Annotated in this window: 16 protein-coding genes; 12 read left to right on the top strand and 4 right to left on the bottom strand. The window is 60.6% G+C overall.

Going from position 1 to position 17,125, the window contains the following annotated elements:
- Positions 1–105 precede the first annotated feature (105 nt).
- Positions 106–1,020 (top strand): LysR family transcriptional regulator, encoded by a 915-nt coding sequence (locus KI231_RS14160; protein ID WP_213028651.1) that lies wholly within the window; start codon positions 106–108, stop codon positions 1,018–1,020.
- A gap of 103 nt (positions 1,021–1,123) precedes the next feature.
- Here the strand turns inward: KI231_RS14160 and KI231_RS14155 are convergent, their stop codons facing one another.
- Entirely contained in the window at positions 1,124–2,290 is a 1,167-nt protein-coding gene (locus KI231_RS14155; protein WP_213028650.1) for an MFS transporter, read from the bottom strand.
- Positions 2,291–2,384: 94 nt separating this feature from the next.
- Here KI231_RS14155 and KI231_RS14150 point away from each other — a divergent pair, with 94 nt between their 5' ends.
- Positions 2,385–3,290 carry a LysR family transcriptional regulator gene (locus KI231_RS14150; RefSeq protein ID WP_213028649.1) on the top strand — a complete coding sequence of 302 codons (906 nt, stop codon included), beginning with the start codon at positions 2,385–2,387 and terminating at the stop codon, positions 3,288–3,290.
- A 199-nt stretch (positions 3,291–3,489) separates the two neighbouring features.
- The gene (locus KI231_RS14145; RefSeq protein WP_249412133.1) at positions 3,490–3,930 is read left to right on the top strand and encodes a hypothetical protein; all 441 of its coding nucleotides are present in this window, start codon (positions 3,490–3,492) and stop codon (positions 3,928–3,930) included.
- 198 nt (positions 3,931–4,128) lie between these two features.
- On the opposite strand, the gene KI231_RS14140 is transcribed toward KI231_RS14145, so the two are convergent.
- Entirely contained in the window at positions 4,129–5,343 is a 1,215-nt protein-coding gene (locus KI231_RS14140) for an aldose 1-epimerase family protein (RefSeq protein ID WP_213028648.1), read from the bottom strand.
- Positions 5,344–5,682: 339 nt separating this feature from the next.
- Here KI231_RS14140 and KI231_RS14135 point away from each other — a divergent pair, with 339 nt between their 5' ends.
- Positions 5,683–6,111 (top strand): hypothetical protein, encoded by a 429-nt coding sequence (locus KI231_RS14135; protein WP_213028647.1) that lies wholly within the window; start codon positions 5,683–5,685, stop codon positions 6,109–6,111.
- Between the two features lie 259 nt (positions 6,112–6,370).
- Entirely contained in the window at positions 6,371–6,832 is a 462-nt protein-coding gene (locus KI231_RS14130; RefSeq protein WP_213028646.1) for a hypothetical protein, read from the top strand.
- A gap of 16 nt (positions 6,833–6,848) precedes the next feature.
- On the opposite strand, the gene KI231_RS14125 is transcribed toward KI231_RS14130, so the two are convergent.
- Positions 6,849–8,093 carry an MFS transporter gene (locus KI231_RS14125; RefSeq protein WP_213028645.1) on the bottom strand — a complete coding sequence of 415 codons (1,245 nt, stop codon included), beginning with the start codon at positions 8,091–8,093 and terminating at the stop codon, positions 6,849–6,851.
- 229 nt (positions 8,094–8,322) lie between these two features.
- Between KI231_RS14125 and KI231_RS14120 the strand changes: the two genes are divergently transcribed.
- The 5 genes from KI231_RS14120 (at position 8,323) to KI231_RS14100 (ending at position 14,428) form a co-directional block, all read left to right on the top strand.
- A complete protein-coding gene (locus KI231_RS14120; protein ID WP_213028644.1) occupies positions 8,323–9,255 on the top strand; it encodes an AraC family transcriptional regulator in 933 nt (310 codons plus the stop codon).
- 78 nt (positions 9,256–9,333) lie between these two features.
- Positions 9,334–9,789, top strand: coding sequence for a (2Fe-2S)-binding protein (locus KI231_RS14115; RefSeq protein ID WP_213028643.1), 456 nt, complete (start codon positions 9,334–9,336; stop codon positions 9,787–9,789).
- On the top strand, positions 9,789–12,041 hold the full coding sequence (locus KI231_RS14110; protein WP_213028642.1) for a xanthine dehydrogenase family protein molybdopterin-binding subunit: 2,253 nt from the start codon (positions 9,789–9,791) through the stop codon (positions 12,039–12,041). The genes KI231_RS14115 and KI231_RS14110 overlap by 1 nt, the downstream gene beginning before the upstream one ends.
- A gap of 17 nt (positions 12,042–12,058) precedes the next feature.
- On the top strand, positions 12,059–13,411 hold the full coding sequence (locus tag KI231_RS14105) for a c-type cytochrome (RefSeq protein ID WP_213028641.1): 1,353 nt from the start codon (positions 12,059–12,061) through the stop codon (positions 13,409–13,411).
- Between the two features lie 12 nt (positions 13,412–13,423).
- Positions 13,424–14,428, top strand: coding sequence for an XdhC family protein (locus KI231_RS14100; RefSeq protein WP_213028640.1), 1,005 nt, complete (start codon positions 13,424–13,426; stop codon positions 14,426–14,428).
- Positions 14,429–14,437: 9 nt separating this feature from the next.
- Here KI231_RS14100 and KI231_RS14095 read toward each other — a convergent pair whose 3' ends face one another.
- On the bottom strand, positions 14,438–15,025 hold the full coding sequence (locus tag KI231_RS14095) for a TetR/AcrR family transcriptional regulator (RefSeq protein WP_213028639.1): 588 nt from the start codon (positions 15,023–15,025) through the stop codon (positions 14,438–14,440).
- A 139-nt stretch (positions 15,026–15,164) separates the two neighbouring features.
- Here KI231_RS14095 and KI231_RS14090 point away from each other — a divergent pair, with 139 nt between their 5' ends.
- A complete protein-coding gene (locus KI231_RS14090) occupies positions 15,165–15,953 on the top strand; it encodes an SDR family NAD(P)-dependent oxidoreductase (RefSeq protein WP_213028638.1) in 789 nt (262 codons plus the stop codon).
- 126 nt (positions 15,954–16,079) lie between these two features.
- Positions 16,080–17,078 (top strand): NADP-dependent oxidoreductase, encoded by a 999-nt coding sequence (locus KI231_RS14085; RefSeq protein ID WP_213028789.1) that lies wholly within the window; start codon positions 16,080–16,082, stop codon positions 17,076–17,078.
- The last annotated feature ends 47 nt before the right edge of the window (positions 17,079–17,125 follow it).

The following is a 17,125-nucleotide window of genomic DNA, read 5'->3' as shown; positions in this document are numbered from 1 at the left end:
GAAACAAATTAGCAACCATCGCTTCTTTCGATGGCGCACACACGGCACAATCAACCATTCGCTCGCTGCCAAAAAAACATTGCCTTCGACCCGGGAGTCCTCCGCTTGCGCTTCTCACTCGATCAACTGTTGATGTTCGTCCAGGTGGTCAAAAGCGGATCGTTTTCCGCCGCCGGGCGCAAACTGGGCAAGACCCAATCGACCATCAGCGCGGCGATTGCCAACCTCGAAACCGACCTTGGCGTCGACCTGTTCGACCGCACCAACCGCAGCCCCGCCCTGACCGTCAGCGGCCACAAATTGCTGGTGCAGGCCGAAGCCGTGCTCGAACGCTGCATGGCCTTCGAAGCCCACGCCGACTGCCTTTCGGACAACGTCGAACCCAGCCTGACATTGGCGATTGAAACGCCTTACGGCCCGATCATGCCGGTGCTCAAAGCCTTCGAAGCCGCGTTCCCCTTTGTCGACCTGATCATCCGCCACCCGGTCTACGGCGACGTCAGCGAACTGGTCAGCAGCGGCGAAGCGGTACTCGGCGTGGCGTTCTCACAGCCCGGCTACCCCAAGGAGCTGGCGTTCCAGCAGCTGGGCAAACTGATCATGCTGCACGTCTGCCATCCCGATCACCCATTGGCGCAACTCGACAACGTCACGTTCGACGACCTGCACGTCCATCGTCGCCTGGCCTTCAGCGCCCACGCGAGCAAACTGCCGAGCAGCGAATACCTGCGCTCGACCCAGTTGTGGCAAGCGGAAAGCTATCTGGCGTTACTGGAAATGGTCCGTGCCGGACTCGGCTGGGCCACCCTGCCCCGCCAGCTCATTCAGCGCGAACTGGCCAAGGGTGAGCTGGTGGAACTGCAGCTCTCGGCGTATCCGCATACTGACTGGCAGATTGGTGTCGATTTGCTGTGGGCGCGGCAGCGGCCGCTGGGTAAAGCCGAACGTTGGTTGAAGGAGAAATTGCAGGGCAACAAGGTGTATGAACTGGATCGCAATGGGCAGATCACGACGCTTTGATTAGGCTGTTCACGGCGGCGAAAAAGAGGCCCGCCAAAGCGGGCCTCGATCAAGGGCTTTTGTCACTACGCCAGCTCGGCTGTTTCAGGCTGACCGGAGCTTGTCACACCACTGCTGCTTCAACCGTTCTGGAGCGCCACGCAAACGCCAAGACCATCAGCAGCCCCAGGCCCGCCATTGCCGCGCCGGCCAGGGAGATCGCCGGATAACCCAGCCCGCTGCTGATCACCGCACCGCCCAGCGCTGCGCCAATCGCGTTGCCGAAATTGAAGGCGCCGATGTTCACCGCCGAGGCCAGATTGGGCGCGTCCTTGGCCGCTTCCATGACGCGCATCTGTAGCGGCGGCACCAAAGCAAAGCTGGCGATACCCCAGATCAGGATGGCCACGGCGGCCGGCAGCGGCCAGCGCATCAGTACGGTGAACGCCAGCAAGACCAGAATCAGTACGCTCAGCGAGACGATCAGGGTGCGATCGATCGAGCGGTCAGCAGCCTTGCCGCCCCACATGTTGCCCAGCGTCAACCCGACACCGTAAAGCATCAGCATGGCAGTGATGTAAGCGGTGGACGCATGGGGCTCGCTGCTGAGGATTGGTGCGATGTAGGTGAAGACTGTGAACATGGCGCTCGAGCCGACCACGGTCAGGGCCAACGCGGCCAGCACCGGGCCGCGCCCCAGCACTCGAATTTCTGCCATGACACCGACACTTTGCGGCGCCCGCACGTTGGGCAAGGCGAACCACAACGAGGCCATCGTCACCACGCCCAGGCCGGTAATGCCCCAGAAAGCGGTGCGCCAACCAAACATTTCGCCAAACCAGGCGGCCAGCGGCACACCGCCGATGGTCGCCAGCGTCAGGCCCATGAACATCGCCGCGACCGCCCCGGCACGTTTCTCCGGAGCGACCAGGGTGGCGGCGACGACGGAGCCAACGCCAAAGAAGGCTCCGTGGTTCAGTGAGGTTACGACCCTGGCGATCATGAGGCTGTAGTAATCGGTGGCCAACGCTGACATCAGATTACCGAGGGTGAAAATCGCCATGAGCCCGATCAGCAGAGAGCGCCGGGGAATCTTGCCGGTGGTCAGGGTCATCAGCGGTGCGCCGAGCAATACGCCCAGCGCATAAGCGCTGACGAGCAAACCGGCAGCGGGAATGGAAACGCCCAGATCCGCGGCCATACCCGGCAACATGCCCATGGGGGCGAATTCTGTGACACCGATGCCGAAGGCACCGATGGCGAGTGCAACAAGTGGTGGATTGATACGCATGGAAAACTCCTTATCTATGCCGCCAATGCTACGATCCCGTCTTTTCAGGCGGTAGATAGCATTTTTGGCAATCACCTTTGCGTAGGAGGCACAAGTGGATTTCAACGGCAGGTCAGGTGAAATGAGCGTGTTCACCACCGTGGCGCAGGAAGGCAGCCTGTCGGCCGCCGCGCGTGCACTGGGCCTGACACCCTCGGCTGTCAGTCGGATCATCGCGCGCACCGAGCAACGGCTTGGCACCCGCCTGCTGTTGCGCACCACTCGAGCGATCACCTTCACCGCCGAGGGCGAAGCGTTCCTGCGCGGCGCCCGGCGGATCCTCGCCGACATGGATGAGGTCGAAGAAGCCATTGCCGACCAAGGTGTGCCCAAGGGGCGATTGCGGGTCAGTGCCGCCCTTGTCCATGGACGCCTGGCCATAGTTCCCTTGGTCGCAGCCTTCAGCGCGCGTTACCCGAACATCGTTGTCGACCTCACCCTCGGCGACGAAGTGGTCGATATTCTCGCCGGACAAGCCGACGTCGCAGTGCGCTTCGGCCACCTGCCCGACAGCCCGCTGAGCGCACGCAGGATCGGCACCACCGGCCAGGTTGTGGTGGCATCGCCGGAGTATCTGCAGCGCCACGGCATCCCGCAGGAACCGGAAGACCTGCTCCAGCACAACTGCCTGCGCTTCAATTTCAAGCGTGCCGAACCCAACTGGCCGTTCATCCGCGATGGCAAAGAGTTTTCCCTGAAGGTCAGCGGCAACATCGAATGCAGTAGCGGTGAAGCGCTGGCACAACTCGCGCGAGTGGGCGCTGGCATTGCCCGTATCGGAGAGTTCAGCGTGAGTGAGGATCTGCAGCGCGGCGACCTGATTGCGCTGTTGGAAGCGTGGAACCCGGGGGATCAGGAACCGATTCATGCGGTGTTCGTCGGTGGCGCGGCGATGCCGGCGCGGGTGCGGTTGTTCGTGGACTTCTTGCTGGAGCATCACCGGATGTCAGCGCAGGTATAAGCTGATATTTGCGCAGCCGCATTGCGGATAATTCGGCGCGTGCGAATGACATCCCAAACAACAAGGTGCGGGGCAAGGAAGTCACCCCTTTCGTACATTTCGAAAGTATCTTTGCCTGGACTTGTTACTTTGGATCTACCTCGGTTGCTGGAATATCACGCTACCGCTGATCATCGTGCAGCGAGGAAGCCTGCTGGAGTTGGCCGCCTACGAAACAGCGCTCGCACTCGCGGCGATCATTTCGATGTTGTGTCTGGCGCCGCGTGTTGAGTCGATGCGCCGCAGTACGGCGCTCAAGGTGGGCTGTTTTGCGATCTTGATGGCCAGCGTATTGCGATACTTTTTTGCCGCAAACTGGTATTCGCTTGATGCGCTGATACTGATCGATGTGATCGCTGAATCAGCATTTGGAATGATCCAGCCTCTTTTGGGCATCTATCCTGCGGAAACCGTTGATAAACATCGTGCGGAGGCTGCATTTCGCGTCCGACGCATCGTTGTTACTGTTGGCCGGGTTGCTGGGCCTTTGTCGGCGGGTATTGTGATTACGGTTTCCTCACTGGAGGTCTCACTGCTATCTGTGTCGATAGTCCATGCGTTCAAAAAAAGATATGGCACTTTAAAAAGTTCACACCTGTAAGCCTACAGGTTGTTCTGGCCGGCTTATGGTGAAAGTGGTCGTTTGGCAATGCTCTTTGGCAAAGGTGGCCGGTTAGTGCCTCTCGTGAGGATTAGAAATCCACTCAAGCCTGACCTTCGCCAAAGGCAGCAGTCGGCCAAGAGCCGACAGTCTCTGTCGTTGCGAGCAGCTCATCGGTCGACAATGCCCAGGTCGAAGTCACCCCTTGGTCAGATCAACCAACGGCGTCTCCCGCACCTCCGTCTCGCGCCCACCCTGAATCTCGCTCACCTGCTTCAAGGCCTTATCCACTGCCGCCTTATCCGCCAACAAGCTGTAGCTGATGCGGAACTGCTTGTGTTCCTTCGGCCCAATTGTCGGCACTAGGTTCAGTGGCCGCTGATAACGGCGGTTGTAGGAAAAACTTGTCCCCGGCTCCAGCCCCGTAACATAGCCCTGGCCTTGGGTATCGGTGTTTTTCCACAGGGAAAACACCGGCAGTGTCTGCGTATTGAAACCGACCGAAACGCCCAGGCTGCCGGCCTTGTTATGCAACACGGTCAACGTATCGCCCTTCGCATCGGCATACGGCACCACGTTGTAAACCGTTTCGTCGTAGTCCTTGGTCGGCGCGCGGTAGGTTTGCCATTCGGGCAGATCGCCCTTGGCCTTGTCGTTGAACGGCGACACTTGCTTCACCGGCGCGGCGAAACGAGCGCCCTGCTCCAGGAACGGGGTGCTGAAGTTACTGTGATACAGCGCCTGGTATTCCTTCGGATAGTCGCCGTTGTTGGTCAGGGTGTCGTTGAGGGCGAACACTACGCTGCCGGGTTCGGTGACCAGTTCCGTCGCGACGGAGAAGTCGACCTTCTTGAACGCCTGCTCTTTCAGTTCGCCGCGCAGGGTGATGGCGTACGGTGGTATTTCATCGATGTGCAGGGTGACTTTGTTTGCGGGAATGTTGGCGGCTCGACCGTGCAGGGTCAGCAGTTCGCCGTTGTCGACGCCGGGGTGGCCGACCCATTCGTATCCGCAGCGGGTGACCAGCTCATTGAAACCTTCCAACCAGCCCAAACCACCGCGGCCATTGAGTTCGATGAAGGACGGATTGACCACTTCCCTGACCGGCGAATCCCAGCCCATGCGCACATTGCCGACCGAGGCCTGCAAGACATTCATTCCCCGTGTCGGCACTACCGAGAGTTTCATCGTACCGTTATCGATGTCGACAATGCTGACGCCTTCCTGCCGACCGCCATGCAAGGTGCGCAGGCTAACGCTGAAGGGTTTATCGGTTTTTATGCCGAGTTGCTGGCTGGTGATCTGCCAGTTCTGGGCGGCTTTGTCGGTGTCGAGTAGAACGTAATCCCAGGCCATGGCGTGGGAGGCAGCGGACAGTGCGCTGAGGGCAACAACGAGTTTGAGCGGGGTCATGGCAGCAGCCTTTCTTGGAGTTGTGCGCTTTTTATAAACGTGATGAAACGTTTCAGCAAGCTTAAATGGCGATGCCACGCTGGTGTATGCCGAGAAAGATATCGATAACCCGGAAATCGAGTCGACACCCTGTCGCAAATCTGCCGCTAGCTTCTTCCGCTCTCTGGCAGCCACCGCCACGGGCCCATTCGCCTAATGTCAGCAGACAGTGGCCGCTAAGGAACGTCCGCTTTCGGCCAGAAGCTGACCGTCAGCATGCTCCCCTCGAAGGACTCCTGATCTATAGTCACTGAAGAATCCACAGGAAGCGGTGAAATTCAACTTGCAGGGAGCGTATGAATGACTCGATTGCAAACACTCAAGTTGATTCAGATAGCCATTGCCCTTCCAGCCTATACCGTACCTTCAAGCACTACATTCGTCTTCACTCTTTGGTTCACCATCACCTCGACGATTAACCTGTTCACCTCACAATCCTTTTCAGGTTGGGGGGTGATCATGTTGTGGCTTCTGCTGTCGCTGTTCTCGCAATGGGCATGCTGGAGCATTTTTTCCGACTCGCTGGAGGACAGCCCCTCTGTGCAACACCTGCCACTACTTTTACTTGGGGTTTTGTTAACACTGATTCTAGGTTTGAGTGCCTGGGTCCTTTTTCACATAGGCCTAATCTGGCTTATGTGCGGAACACAAGGCATTGCAGCCGGCGTGCTTTTGACGATCAATTGTGTAAGGAAAAGACGTCAAACTGGCGACATGCTCAGTGAATGAGTTCATCAGGGGGCGGCCCTTTGCTGAGAGTGGAGGCGTAAAGCAGGTGTTCTCTATCAGCCCATGCAACCGTTCTTCCACTGGATACAACAAAGCCCTGACTATTCAGGGCTTTGTCGTTTCTGGGGGACGCGCGACCTGCTCCACATGGGTGGATCGCTTGCGCAGCCCTCATGTAACCCGAAAACACGCCGATACCGTCCAGCAGCACGGAAGCACCGCAGCAGCACTGACTCCCTAGAAGGCAGGAACCCAAACAATGTTGGAACACCTCTGGCGCAAAATCCATTCCCCGGACTACTTGCCCAACGTACTGGAGTGGATGCTCCATATTCTCCTCAGCCCGTTCATGGTGATCATGTGCCTGATGGTCGGCGCGCTGGCCGGCAAATGGTGGAGAGCACTGCCCTACGGCAGTCTGACTTGTTATGTGGTCTTTCTGAGCCGGTCTTCTTTCTATCGGTGGGAAAGCATTTTCCCCATAGCCGGCCTGCCTGCGCTGGCGATAGATGGCGCACTGCTTGCGCTGCTCGGCTTTTATTTGAAAGGCGTACTCAGAACCCGCGCAGAAGCAAAACCTGAAGGCCATTGGCTGCGCAGGCTTTATCAAGGCCTTAAGGTCGTCATGCGGACAATCATGGTGATGTTCTGGGCAGTCGTCGTGCTGTTTGTTGTGATCTTCACTGTCTCGGTCGCTACCCAGCCGTCATTGGCGCATTGAGCAGCTTCCTGCTTGATCAGACAAATCGGGAACCAGCTTCGCCGGACACAGCGCTCGAATGAGCTGCCGACTCAACAAGATGAACTTCAGTGGCATTGCGACCCGCCAGCCAGGCCAGCACAGACGCGGCGACCAACACCGCAGCACTGAGCTCGAATGTGGCTTTGTAACCACTCAGATCAAAAGCCAGACCGCCAATGATTGCCCCTCCCGCGATCGCCAGTTGAACAATGGCCACGAGCAAGCCGCCTCCGGCTTCGGCATCATCCGGCAGCGTTTGCGCCAGCCATGTCCACCAGCCGACCGGCGCGGCGGTAGCAACCAGTCCCCAGAGCCCGAGCAACACGGCAGTCAGCACCGGTGAATGGCCGAAGCTGACCAACGCTAGCGCGATGGCCGCCATGATCAGCGGGATGACGGTCAACGTGCGGTAGAGGCCGCGCCCCATAAACCGTTCGATCAGAAAGGTGCCGATAAAACCGGCCAGTCCCAACCCCAGCAGCATCAAGGACAACGTTGAAACACTGACGCCCGTCACGCCTTCAAGAAAGGGCCGCAGGTAGGTGAACAGCATGAACTGGCCCATGAAAAACACGCTGACGGCGACCATGCCCAAGGCGACTGGCAATTGCTTCATCAGCCGCAGGACATTGCCGCTACCGGCCTGGCGCTCGACCTTGAACGACGGAAGACTGATCAGCAGCCAGACGGCGGCCAGCACGGCGACCGGAACGACGCAGAAGAATGCCCCGCGCCAGCCGATCAGCGAGCCGAGAAAGCTGCCCGCCGGAGCGGCGATGACCGTGGCCAGCGCGTTACCGCCATTGACGATGGCCAGCGCTCGGGAAACCTGTTCAGGCTTCACCAGGCGCATAGCGGTCGCCGCCGACAGCGACCAGAAACCACCAATCGCTATTCCGATCAACGCGCGTCCAAACATGAACGACGGATAACCCGGCGCGACCGCGACAACCGTACCGGAGACGATCATCAGCAAGGTCAGGCCCAGCAGCAATTTTTTGCGTTCGACGCGAGCAGCGACCGACGCAATCAGCAGGCTGGTGATCAAGGCAAAGGCACCGGACACGGAAATCCCCTGGCCTGCCTGGCCTTCGGTGATGTGCAGGTCTGCGGCGATGGGGGTCAGCAAGCTGACGGGCATGAACTCTGAAGCGACCAGGGCGAATGCGGCCAGCGACATGGCCAGCACGGCGCTCCAGCCGCCTGTTCTTTTAGAAGGATCTGTAGAAGGAAACGTCATGAGAACTACCTGTGGTGCGAAAAACCTGTGGATGTGATGCGCAGGGGCAAGCAGTCAATCGCCCTGGCGGGCACTGTCCCTGTAACAGATAGACACATTCTCCCGGTCAATCCGGCCCTTCCCTAGTGCATTCCTCTTGAATGCTTGCCTGATCCTCTGGCGATGCAGGGTGATGGATAGGAAACGTCTCGCGCGCGGATTAGAGTTCGGTCAACAGGAGTGACCCGACATGATCCCTACCCCTCTGCCCCAGGAATCGCCTCTGGCGTTGCACATCGATCCGCGCGTGAGCGTACCGGGTGACTTCGCCACGGCCATACCCGGGTTATCGCTGTTTCGTCGCGACCAACCGGCGCCGCCCGTGGTGTGCATGATCGAACCGAGCCTGATTCTCGTCGGTCGCGGCGAAAAGCGTTTGTGGGTCGGTGGTGAGGGTTACAGCTATGACCCTTCGCGGTTTCTGGTGACGTCGCTGGACCTGCCCGCCAACTCCGAAGTGATGCTTGCCAGTCCCGAGCAGCCCTGTGTCGGCCTGGTGCTGAAACTGGATGTCGGCATGCTCGCCGAAGTCATCACCAAGAGTGGCTTGCCGGCCAAGCGGCAGCCAGCAACGGGCACGGGCGCCGCGATTGGCAGCCTGTCCTCTGCGCTGGAGGGCGCGCTCGATCGCCTGCTGGCATTGCTCGATGAACCCGAAGCGATCCCGGTGCTGGCGCCGCTGATTCTGCGCGAAATCCACTATCGGTTGCTGCACACCGACCAAGGTGCGCGGCTGCGGCAGATCACTGCCGTCGATGGTCAGGGTTACCGCATCGCCAAGGCGATTGACTGGCTCAAGGTCAATTACACCGATGCCCTGCGCATCGACGATCTGGCCGCGCGGGTGCAGATGAGCGCGCCGACCTTTCACCATCATTTCCGCCAGCTCACCGGCATGAGCCCGCTGCAGTACCAGAAATGGCTGCGACTGAATGAGGCCCGCCGTCTGATGCTGGTCGAGCGCCTCGACGTTTCACGGGCGGCGTTTGCGGTCGGCTATGAAAGTCCTTCGCAGTTCAGCCGCGAATATGCCCGGCTGTTCGGCACCGCGCCGAGTCGTGACATCGCTCTCCTGCGCGGGCAGCCATTTGAGGCAGAAGCGCTCGGCACAGTAGCGAAATGAACGAAAACCGGTGATGCGCCTCGCCGCGTGTCGCCGCCAATAACAATGCACGTCAACCGATGATCAAGCGGGTGAACCATGGAACTACGAATCAACCAGAAGACCTATCAGGTCGATGCCGACGCCGATACACCCTTGCTGTGGGTGATCCGCGATGATCTGGGCATGACCGGAACCAAGTACGGCTGCGGACTGGCGCAATGCGGCGCCTGCTCGGTGCTGGTGGACGGCAATGTGGTGCGCTCGTGCGTTACGCCGGTGGCCGGTGTGGTAGGTCGCGAGGTCACGACGATTGAGGCCATCGAAAGCGATGAAGTGGGCAAACGGGTGGTCTCGACCTGGGTCGATCTGCAGGTCGCACAGTGCGGTTACTGCCAGTCCGGGCAGGTGATGGCCGCCACCGCGTTGCTCAAGCAGAACCCCACGCCGAGTGATGCGCAGATCGACGCGGCGATGGTCAATCTGTGCCGCTGCGGGACTTACAACGCCATTCATGCCGCCGTGCATGAGCTTGCCGGCAAAGGAGACGCCTGATGACCGTTCGCATCGACCCTTCAATGCAAGCCTCGGTACTGGATCTGCACGAACCGATCAATGTATCCCGCAGGCGTTTTCTGACCGGGACTGCCGTCGGCGCGCTGGTCCTCGGTTTCGGCCTGCCGCTCGGTACAACACGCGTGCAAGCGGCTGCGGCAACTACGACGGCCGAGCGCGGCACGCAGGTCCCGGCGTTTCTCGAAATCCGTCCGGACAACCGCGTGCGTCTGCTCTGCCCGTTCATGGAGGGCGGACAAGGTACGTTTACGGCGATGGCGCAGATTGTCGGCGAAGAGCTAGATGCTGATCCGTCGACCTTTCTGGTCGAGGCCGCCCCGCCCGGCGAAGCCTATGTGGTGTTGGAAAACGGCATGCGCATCACCGGCGGCAGCATGTCGGTGCGCCTGAGTTACCCGGTCATGCGCCGCCTCGGCGCCCTCGCCCGCGCCATGCTGCTGCAGGCGGGCGCGCAGCAACTCGGGGTGCCTGTGAGCGAGTTGAGCACCGAGCCTGGCAAAGTCGTGCATACCAAGTCCGGTCGCTCGCTGGCCTACGGTGAATTGGCCGAGCGCGCGATGGATCTGCCGGTTCCCGATCCGGCCTCCGTGCAACTGCGTGATCCGAGTCAGTTCCGCTGGATCGGCAAACCGGTGAAGCGTCTCGATGCTTACGACAAGTCCACCGGCAAAGCGCTGTACAGCATCGATCTGAAAGTCGACGACATGCTCCATGCCGCCGTGCAACATGCCCCGCGCCTGGGCATGACTGTCGGCAACCTGCGCAACGAAGACCAGGTCAAGGCAATGAAAGGCGTGCATTCCGTGCATCGTCTGCCGGGCGCCGTGGCGGTTGTCGCCGAGCGCTGGTGGCACGCCAAACGTGCGGTCGAGGCGATTCAGGTCGACTGGCAAGAACCAACGGCCGAGAGCAAAGTGCGGCCGATGCCCGCCGACTTTTCCAGCGATGCTTGGTTCAAGCGCCTCGCTGAAGATAAGGGCCCTGCCAAGGATGATGAACATGAAGGTGATGTGGCTGCGATTCTCAAAGAGACCAAGACCCGGATCGACGCCACTTACCACAACCAATACCTGAACCACGGCCAACTGGAGCCGCCTTCAGCCCTTGCCCGATTCAATCCGGACGGTTCGCTGGAAGTCTGGCTGCCGAATCAGGCGCCGGACATGTTCCGCGCCGACGTCGCCAAACGCACGGGCCTCGATCCGTCGCGCATCATCTTGCATTCACCGCTGCTGGGTGGATTCTTCGGTCGGCATTTCCTCTACGATTCGGCCAGTCCCTACCCTCAGGCGATCGCGCTGGCGAAAGCGGTTGGCCGCCCGGTCAAACTCATCTGGAGTCGCGAGGAAGAGTTCCTGCGTGATGTGCTCCGCCCGGTTGCAGCGGTGAATTTCCGTGCCGCGCTGGACAACGACGGCTGGCCGCTGGCAATCGAAGCGATCAGTGCCACCGAAGGTCCGACCGAGGCCCTCGCCGGCAAGCAAGGTGAAAAGCTCGACCCGACGGCGCTTGAAGGCTTGTCGGGCAAGTCTTATGCGATCCCCAACAAGCGCATCGCGCAGATCTACGTCAAAGGCCCGGCCATGCTCGGCTACTGGCGTTCGGTGGGCAATTCCCTTAACGACTTCTTCTATGAATCGTTTCTTGATGAACTGGCCGACAAGGGCGGCAAAGACCCGTTCGACCTGCGCCTGCATTTGCTGCGTGACAACAAACGGCTGACCACCTTGCTGCAAGCAGTGGGTGAACTGTCGGGCGGCTGGAAACGCGGTCCGTTTACCGCCGAGGATGGCAGCCGACGTGCGCGCGGCGTGGCCATGGCTTCGCCGTTCGGTACAGAGACTGCGGTAATCGCCGAGGTGTCCATCGAAAACGGCCAGGTCAAGGTGCATGACATCTGGCAAGCGATTGACCCGGGCAGCATCGTCAACCCGGCGATTGTCGAGGCTCAGGTCAATGGCGCCGTGGCGCTGGGACTGTCGCAAACCCTGGTGGAAGAAGCCGTGTGGGTGGATGGCAAACCGCGGGCGCGCAACTACGACTTGTATCCGATCCTGCCGCCTGCGCGGATGGCACGGGTACACGTGCGTGTGGTCGAGAGCGGGGAAAAAATGGGTGGCATCGGTGAACCGCCGTTGCCAGCGGTCGCCCCCGCCGTCGCCAACGCGGTGGCGACGCTAACCGGTCAGCGGGTGCGCAGCCTGCCCATGAGCCGACACACCTTCAGTTGATCAGCGCCGGAGCGTCCATGAATAACAGCCGATTCGCAAGAACCGTAAGCTGGCTGGCAGTGCCGTGCCTGGTCGCGGCAGGCCTGCTGGCCTGGTATGTCACCCGCGAGCCTGTCTCGCGCCTGGAAAACCATCAGATCGCCGTGGCCGACATCGACCCGGCGCTGGTAGCGCGTGGCGAATACGTCGCCCGGCTCAGCGATTGCGTGGCCTGTCACAGCGTGCCGGGCGGTGCGCCGTTCGCCGGAGGACTGGAAATGGCCACGCCGCTGGGCGCGATCCATGCGACCAATATCACCCCGGACACGGAAACCGGGATTGGCCACTACAGCCTCGCGGACTTCGACCGAGCGGTGCGCCACGGCGTGGCACCCGACGGTCGCCGGTTATACCCGGCGATGCCCTACCCGTCCTACGCCAAGCTCAGTGACGATGACGTGCGTGCGCTGTATGCGTTCTTCATGAAGGGCGTGGCGCCGGTCAAACAGGCGAATGTCCCGAGTTCGATTCCGTTTCCGCTGAACCTGCGCTGGCCGATTGCACTGTGGAACGGCGTGTTTGTCGACGCCGAGTCTTACGTGGCCAAACCGTCGCAGGATGAACGATGGAACCGTGGCGCTTACCTCGTTCAGGGCGCCGGACACTGTGGCAGTTGCCATACGCCGCGTGGTCTGGCGTTCAACGAGAAGGCACTGGATGAATCCGGTAAACCGTACCTCGCCGGGGCCTTGCTCGATGGCTGGTATGCGCCGAGCTTGCGTGACGATCACAACACCGGGCTGGGCCGCTGGAGCGAGCCGGAGGTCGTGCAGTTCCTCAAGACCGGTCGCAATAAACATGCAGTGGTCTACGGCTCGATGACCGAAGCGTTCAACAACTCCACGCAGTTCATGAGCGATGATGACTTGGCCGCGATTGCCCACTACCTGAAGTCGCTTCCCGGCGATCGCGAACGAGATGGCGCGCCTTGGCAGTATCAAGCGGTTTCGGCAGCGGAACGACTGGACTCGCCCGGTGCTCATACCTACGTAACGCGCTGCGCTTCGTGCCATGGTCTGGACGGCAAGGGCCAGTCCGAATGGATGCCGCCGCTGGCGGGCGCCACCTCGGCGCTGGCCAAGGAAAGTGCCTCGGCGATCAACATCACCCTGAATGGCTCTCAACGAGTGGTCGCGGCCGGCGTGCCCGACGCCTATCGCATGCCAGCCTTCCGTGAACAGTTGTCGGATCAGCAGATCGCCGAAGTACTGACCTTCATGCGCAGCACCTGGGGCAATCAGGGCAGTGCTGTCGATACGCAGACGGTTGGAGAGTTACGTGAACGCACCGATCCGGCCAGCAGTAGCCCGATCATTCTGCAGATGCGCTAAGAGGAGTTTCTGATGGAAAGCATCGACTTGCTGGTCCTGCGCACGGCGCGGGACTGGCTCGCTGCCGGCGAGCGTGTACTGCTAGCCACCGTGGCGCGCACTTGGGGTTCATCACCACGGCCGACAGGTTCGATGATGGCCTTGCGTGACGACGGTCGCGTGGTGGGCAGCGTGTCCGGCGGCTGCATTGAGGACGATCTGATCCATCGCTACACCACGGCTCATGGCGGCAGCGCTTTTAGTGACAGCGCGCCAGAAATGGTGCGCTATGGCGTCAGCGCCGATGAGGCGCATCGCTTCGGTTTGCCCTGTGGCGGCACGCTTGAACTGATCCTTGAGTTCAACCCGGCGTGGCAGTCTCTTGATGAGTTGCTGACGCAACTGGACGCCGGGCAACTGGTTCGTCGTTGCCTGACGCTGGAGTCCGGTCAGGTCATGCTCGAACCGACTGCGACGCCAGAACAGTTCAGCTTCGATGGCGCGCAAATGCTCAATACCTTGGGGCCGGGCTATCGGATGCTGATGATCGGTGGCGGCGCGCTGGCCGAGTATCTGGCGACCATGGCGTTATTCAACGGGTTCAAGGTGGCGGTGTGCGACCCGCGTCCCGAATACATCGAGACCTGGGCGGTAGACGGTGTGGAGTGCATCGTCGGCATGCCGGATGATGTGGTGCGCGACTTCGCGGTGGATCTGCGCACCTGCATCGTCGCCTTGAGTCATGACCCCAAACTCGATGATCTGGCCTTGCTTGAAGCGCTGCACAGCCCGGCGTTCTACATCGGTGCCATCGGCTCACGGCGCAACAGCCAACTGCGCCGCGAACGCCTGATCGAGCATTTTGGCGAGACCGAGGCCTCGCTTGAGCGCCTGCACGGGCCAATCGGCCTCTACATTGGCAGCAAGACGCCTGCGGAAATCGCCGTCAGCGTGATGGCCGAGATTCTTGCAGCGAAGAATGGCGCCCGCCTGCCGCAAGCGTTTTCAATTGCCAGGGCCAAAGCGCTGGCGGAGTGAGCCGCGCTTCTATTGCACATCGACGTTATCGGTCGGCAACGACGCCAACATCTCAGCGCGGCACACCTCAAGGATTTCGTCCGCCAGTGCAGAGTCATCCGGGCAGGCACGCGACAGGATAATCGCGCCGACGGCACGCGACAGCAGGTCGATCATCTTCTTGCGCCCCGCCCCCGCATCCGCGTCCGGCCCAGTCGGGTATCTCTCTCCCAAAGTTTGCACGATGTGTTCAATACCCTCGGCAAACGTCGCTTTCACATCGTCCGACTGACGCGCGGCGTCGCCGCCCAGCGCGGCCATGGTGCAACCCTCGCTACGTCCGTCGCGATGTTCTCTGTTCACGTAGACGTTGATGAAGCCGGGAACATCCAGCGCCTGTGCGCCTGTCAGCGATTTGCCCAGACTGCACGCCGAGGCTTCGGCCATAAGGTCGGCCTTCGACCCGAAGTGTTTATAGAAACCGCCATGGGTGAAACCGGCGGCCGCCATGAGATCCGCCACACCGACGCCATCAAAGCCGCGCTCTCGGAACAGCGTTGAAGCCGTTTCAACGATGTGTTCTCGGTTGGCCTGCGCCTGGGCCTTGGTCACTCTCACGTGCAATACCTCGTGTTTACCGGGAAATCCTGCGTCCAATCATACATAGATGCCGACCATAATCAAAACCGTTGACAGTTTAGATTTCGATCATCATCCTAATTGCACACACACCGTGCTTCATCTGAGAGAGATACCCATGACAACTCGCCCTACTGTTTTGATCACTGGTGCCTCCACCGGCATTGGCGCCATCTACGCCGAGCGCTTCGCGCAACGCGGCCACGATCTGGTGCTGGTCGCCCGTGATCAGGCGCGCCTGGACGCACTGGCGGCGCGCTTGCGTAGCGGATACGACGTCGCCGTCGATGTCATCCCGGCGGACTTGACCCAACTTGGCGATCTACGCACCGTGGAGAGCCGCCTGCGCGACGACGAGCGCATTGGCATCCTCGTCAATAATGCCGGCGCGGGATTGTCCGGCAATTTTGTCGAGCAAAGCACCGACAGCATTGCGCAACTGGTCGCCCTCAACACCACGGCGCTGGTGCGTCTGGCCAGCGCCATCGCTCCACGTCTGGCCAAGGCCGGTGACGGCGCGATCATCAACATCGGTTCGGTGGTCGGCCTGGCGCCAGAGTTAGGCATGACGGTCTACGGCGCGACCAAGGCATTCGTGCTGTTCCTGTCCCAAGGACTGAGCCTGGAACTCTCGCCTCGGGGCGTCTACGTACAGGCCGTGCTGCCCGCCGCCACCCGCACCGAGATCTGGGATCGCTCCGGCATCGACATCAACACGTTGAGCGAAATCATGGAAGTCGACGATCTGGTCGATGCCGCGCTGGTCGGTTTCGATCGCCGCGAACCGGTAACCATCCCGCCGCTGCACGAAGCGGAGCGCTGGGATGTCCTGCAGGGCGCACGTCAGGGGCTGATCGGGCAGATCCGCCAGTCTGCGGTTGCCGAGCGCTACCAGACGCCACAGTGATTTTTTGCTGGCAAGTATCGGCACCGGATTCGATGCAGGCGCAAGGCCGTGCATCGAATCCGTCCTGCTATTCAGCGCCGTCAGGCAACGGTGCCCCTCCTTACAACTGACAAGAGCTGCGTCACGATGAAAGCATTTTTGATCGATCGCTATGGCAAGCACACCGGGCGCATCGGCGAGGTTCCTGCCCCCGCAGTGGGGGCCCACGACGTGCTGATCGAGGTACAGGCCAGCAGCGTCAATGTGCTGGACTCCAAGATCAGAAAAGGCGAATTCAAACTGATCCTGCCCTATTCGTTTCCATTGGTACTGGGCAATGACCTCGCGGGCGTCGTGGTGGAGGTCGGTTCGCAGGTGAAACGCTTCAAACCGGGAGACGAGGTGTACGCACGCCCGCCAGAAGCGCGGATCGGCACGTTTGCCGAATTGATCGCGGTGCATGAAAACGCCATCGCCCTGAAACCCGGCAACGTCAACATGGCACAAGCCGCGTCCCTGCCCTTGGTCGCACTGACCGCCTGGCAAGTGCTTGTCGAGACCGCTCGCCTGAAGAAAGACCAGAAAGTGCTGATCCATGCGGGCTCCGGCGGTGTCGGCAGCATCGCCATCCAGCTCGCCAAACACCTCGGTGCCTATGTCGCCGCCACCACCAGCACCGCAAATGTCGAATGGGTGACGGCACTGGGTGCCGATCTGGTCATCGACTACACCAAGCAAGACTTCGCCAGCGTCTTGCACGGCTACGACGTGGTGTTAAACAGCCTCGGTGCCGATGTCCTGGAGACGTCACTCAAGGTGCTCAAGCCCGGTGGCCAGCTCATTTCCATCTCAGGGCCGCCCACGGCAGCGTTCGCGCAGGAGCAAGGGCTGTCCTGGCCTTTGCAGCAAGTCATGCGCCTGCTGAGCCTTGGCATTCGGCGCAAGGCACGCAAGCAGGACGTCAGCTACGCGTTCGTATTCATGCGGGCCAATGGCATCCAACTGCAACAAATCACCGCGCTGGTTGAGGCCGGCATCATCAAACCGGTGATTGACCGCGCCTTCAGCTTTGCATCAACGGCAGAGGCACTGAAGTACGTCGAGCAGGGACGCGCCAAAGGCAAGGTCGTTATCAGGATCAAATGAGCATGGCGCCCCTTGATGAGCCGACCGAAGAGCGGCAAGCGCTGAAT

Origin of the sequence: Pseudomonas sp. Seg1, from assembly GCF_018326005.1 — a bacterium.
Classification (GTDB): domain Bacteria; phylum Pseudomonadota; class Gammaproteobacteria; order Pseudomonadales; family Pseudomonadaceae; genus Aquipseudomonas.
This window is presented reverse-complemented; position numbering and strand designations above follow the sequence as displayed.

What these genes read in the sequence shown, in the direction of transcription:
- KI231_RS14155 (WP_213028650.1), bottom strand. Translation starts at nt 2,290, where the DNA reads ATGCGTATCAATCCACCACTTGTTGCACTCGCCATCGGTGCCTTCGGC.
- KI231_RS14140 (WP_213028648.1), bottom strand. Translation starts at nt 5,343, where the DNA reads ATGACCCCGCTCAAACTCGTTGTTGCCCTCAGCGCACTGTCCGCTGCC.
- KI231_RS14135 (WP_213028647.1), top strand. Translation starts at nt 5,683, where the DNA reads ATGACTCGATTGCAAACACTCAAGTTGATTCAGATAGCCATTGCCCTT.
- KI231_RS14130 (WP_213028646.1), top strand. Translation starts at nt 6,371, where the DNA reads ATGTTGGAACACCTCTGGCGCAAAATCCATTCCCCGGACTACTTGCCC.
- KI231_RS14125 (WP_213028645.1), bottom strand. Translation starts at nt 8,093, where the DNA reads ATGACGTTTCCTTCTACAGATCCTTCTAAAAGAACAGGCGGCTGGAGC.
- KI231_RS14120 (WP_213028644.1), top strand. Translation starts at nt 8,323, where the DNA reads ATGATCCCTACCCCTCTGCCCCAGGAATCGCCTCTGGCGTTGCACATC.
- KI231_RS14115 (WP_213028643.1), top strand. Translation starts at nt 9,334, where the DNA reads ATGGAACTACGAATCAACCAGAAGACCTATCAGGTCGATGCCGACGCC.
- KI231_RS14110 (WP_213028642.1), top strand. Translation starts at nt 9,789, where the DNA reads ATGACCGTTCGCATCGACCCTTCAATGCAAGCCTCGGTACTGGATCTG.
- KI231_RS14105 (WP_213028641.1), top strand. Translation starts at nt 12,059, where the DNA reads ATGAATAACAGCCGATTCGCAAGAACCGTAAGCTGGCTGGCAGTGCCG.
- KI231_RS14100 (WP_213028640.1), top strand. Translation starts at nt 13,424, where the DNA reads ATGGAAAGCATCGACTTGCTGGTCCTGCGCACGGCGCGGGACTGGCTC.
- KI231_RS14090 (WP_213028638.1), top strand. Translation starts at nt 15,165, where the DNA reads ATGACAACTCGCCCTACTGTTTTGATCACTGGTGCCTCCACCGGCATT.
- KI231_RS14085 (WP_213028789.1), top strand. Translation starts at nt 16,080, where the DNA reads ATGAAAGCATTTTTGATCGATCGCTATGGCAAGCACACCGGGCGCATC.